We start from the raw sequence: 2914 nt of genomic DNA on the forward strand, positions 1-2914 counted from the left end.
GGGTTTACCGAAGGCTGTGAGCTGCTGGCCGGGGTGATAGTCAGCCAGTGGGATGAACTGTGGCCGCCGCAGCCGGCGGTCCGCGCCGAGATGCTGGACTGGTTTAACACCCGCAGCGGCCACGCCTTACGCCAGTACGATTACACCGCCCGTGACCTGCGGATGATTTACCGGGCCGAGCGGGCCTTACAGCTGATAGTCGACCGGCTCCAGCAGTCCGACCTGAAACGCCTGCCGAAGGTCGACAACCTGTTGTGGTTCTTCCAGAACACCGCCAAAAAACTGGAACAGCCCCGTATCCTGCCCAAACCCGCCGCCAGACCGGCGCAGATGCCGCCGCTGGTTTACCTGGCCGAGACAACCGCGCCGGCGCCGTCTGAACCGGACCCCGGCGGCGACGCGGAATACGACCGCCGTCAGCCCAAAGTCCAGGTCCGTTTCCCTGCGCCGCCCCCGCGGCCGATGAGCGCACTACAGGGGTTCGGCCTGGGTCTCTTACTGGGGGCGTTTGTCCTGACCGGCAGCTGGCTGGGCCTTTACCGGCCGCTGCAACAGCAGCTCACCGCCCTGACTGACACCCCGGACGGGGCCAGACTGGCCTGGCTGTACCGCCCCGACCTGCAAACCTATGCCCAGCAGTTAACCCGGTTAGCGGACGCCTCGCCGCTGGTGGTGCTGCAACAGGCTGAGCAGCTGACCGGCATGGCGCAAAAAACCTGGCCGCAGGACCGCCGGCAGCAGCGGGCAACGCAGCGCTGGCAGCAGTTACAGTCCATCCGGCGGGAAAACGCGCCGGTCTCCGGCAGCTGGCAGCAGACCCGGCATCAGCTCCAGTTACTGGCGGACAACATCCTAGAGCAGGAGCGCAACCGGGGCAGTTTCACCCTCTCTTACCTGAAAACGGCGATTTACCAAATCCAGCACAGCCACCACCGTGACGTCCCGCTGGAAGAGCTGCTGCGCCAGCTTTCCGCCGCCGTCGAACAGGGTGAGAGCGTCTCACCGGCGCTGATAAAAAAGACCGACGACCGGTTTAACGCCCTGCTCAGCCAGTATTACGCGTTGCAGCAAGCCGCCGGGCTGACCCCACTCCCCGGGCCGCCCCGCCCGTAAATTCAGAGAAGGAACCCTTATATGTCATTCCAGAAAAAAACCGCCGGCGCCGCCAGCCTCGCTCAGCAAATCGCTGACCGGCTGAGTCCCCAAAGCGCCGGCGGGTTACAGTTTACCCTCACCGCCGGCGGACTGCCGCCGCACACCTTCGTGGTGGCCGGCTTTACCCTGCACGAGGCCCTCTCCACCCCGTTCACGCTGACCGTCAGTTTAGCCAGTGCCGACCCGGCGATTGATTTCGCCGCCGTCCTCGACAAAAGCGCCACCCTCACCATCCTGCGCGCCGGCAACGTCGAGCGCGCCGTCACCGGCATGGTCGCCAGTTTTGTCCAGGGCAATACCGGCAAACATCAGACCCGCTATGACATGACCATCCGGCCCGATATGTGGCGCGCCACCCTGCGCCAGAATGCCCGGATTTTTCAGCAGCAGGATATCAAAACCATCCTCACCACCCTGCTCAAAGAGAACGGCGTGCGGGATGTGGCGTTCAGCCTGCGCAACCCCCACCCGGAACGGGAGTTCTGCGTCCAGTACCGCGAAACCGATTTTGACTTTCTGCAACGCCTGACCGCCGAAGAGGGGATTTTTTACTTCTTTGAATTCACCGGCCATAAAAACACCCTGGTGTTTGCCGACGATGCGGGCGCCGTGGTCAACGGCCCGGTGCTGCCCTATCACCCCGACGACGCTGAACAGGCCCAGCAGTTGTGCATTACCCGGCTGACCCGCCAGGCGCAGGTACGGCCGGCGGTGGTCGAGCTCAAAGATTACACCTTCAAAAACCCGGCCTGGGCGGCGGAGTTCCGTCATCAGATGCGGGAGCAGAACCTCCAGCATACCGGCTATGAACACTTCGATTTTCCCGGCCGCTTTAAAGATACACAGCACGGCGCCGACTTCGCCCGCTACCGGCTGGAAGCGCTGCGCAACAATGCCCTGACCGGTGACGGTGAAAGTAATGCCGCGACGATGCAGCCCGGCGTGCTGTTCACCCTGACCGGCCATCCCCGGCCTGACCTCAACCGGTGCTGGCAGCTGGTCGGCGTCACCCATCATGGCAGTCAGCCGCAGGCGCTGGAACAGGCCGCCGGGGAGAGCGGCACCACCCTGCGCAACGATTTCACCTTCATTGCCGACCATCAGCACTGGCGCCCGGCCCCGTTACCCAAACCGGCGATGGAGGGCCCGCAGATAGCCAACGTGGTCGGCCCGGCCGGCGAAGAAATCTACTGCGACGCCTACGGCCGCGTCCGCCTGCAATTCCTCTGGGACCGCTACGGCCGGAGCAACGACCACAGCTCCTGCTGGATACGCGTCACCCAGCCCTGGGCCGGGCCTGTCTTTCCTACACAAATATTTTAACCTGCCCCCTCGTTATTGAACTTTTTCCTCATAGATTGATCTCAATAACAAACACGACTTGAGGTAATCTTTATGTTTTCAACCTGCGCTGAACAATGGGCAAATGACACGTTTCAACATGCGGAATTAGGTGATAAACGCCGTACCAACCGCCTGGTGAAAGTGGCCTGTTCGTTGGCTAACCATATAGGACAATCGCTCGTGCAATCTCTTGACTCTCCTGCCGATGTTGAAGCGGCCTACCGACTGACCCGAAATTCCGCCATTGCGCCTCAGGCCATCGCCGAAGCCGGATTTACCGCCACCGTCGCTCACGCTCAACGTTATCGTTGCCTGTTAGCGCTGGAAGACACGACAACCCTGTCATTTTCCCACGCGTCGGTCGCCGATGAACTCGGCTATACCACCTCGACGGAAAAATCCCGGGGCATGCAGG

Annotated in this window: 2 protein-coding genes and 1 pseudogene; all 3 read left to right on the forward strand. The window is 62.1% G+C overall.

What is annotated here, in order from left to right:
* A partial coding sequence (locus LGZ98_RS23235; protein ID WP_262978675.1) for a VasL domain-containing protein occupies nt 1-1113 on the forward strand: 1113 nt, incomplete at its 5' end.
* Between the two features lie 21 nt (nt 1114-1134).
* Nucleotides 1135-2451: pseudogene (gene tssI, locus LGZ98_RS23240) on the forward strand (type VI secretion system tip protein TssI/VgrG); the annotation flags it as partial.
* Nucleotides 2452-2550: 99 nt separating this feature from the next.
* On the forward strand, nt 2551-2914 hold a 364-nt coding region (locus LGZ98_RS23245), incomplete at its 3' end, for an IS4/Tn5 family transposase DNA-binding protein (RefSeq protein WP_262978676.1).

The organism is Photorhabdus kayaii (assembly GCF_025384895.1).
In the GTDB taxonomy this organism is placed as follows: domain Bacteria; phylum Pseudomonadota; class Gammaproteobacteria; order Enterobacterales; family Enterobacteriaceae; genus Photorhabdus; species Photorhabdus kayaii.